This is a genomic window from Geomonas ferrireducens (assembly GCF_004917065.1).
In the GTDB taxonomy this organism is placed as follows: domain Bacteria; phylum Desulfobacterota; class Desulfuromonadia; order Geobacterales; family Geobacteraceae; genus Geomonas; species Geomonas ferrireducens.
The window spans coordinates 1-249 of record NZ_SSYA01000013.1; the positions used below are offsets into that span (position 1 = coordinate 1).

General features: G+C 48.6%; 1 rRNA gene. It reads right to left on the reverse strand.

From position 1 onward, the window contains the following. Positions 1-220 (reverse strand): 23S ribosomal RNA (locus E8L22_RS21330); the annotation flags it as partial. Between the last annotated feature and the right edge of the window lie 29 nt (positions 221-249).

Genomic DNA, 249 nt, shown 5'->3' on the forward strand with positions numbered 1-249 from the left:
TTTCCTGAGGGTACTTAGATGTTTCAGTTCCCCTCGTTCGCCACGCATGGCTATGTATTCACCATGCGTTACTGGAGCATTACCTCCAGTAGGTTTCCCCATTCGGAAATCTCCGGGTCAAAGCTTGTTTAGCGGCTAACCGAAGCTTATCGCAGCTTACCACGTCCTTCATCGCCTCTCTCTGCCTAGGCATCCACCGTACGCCCTTAGTAGCTTGACCATAAAAAAACTGTAAATGATCAACATCCA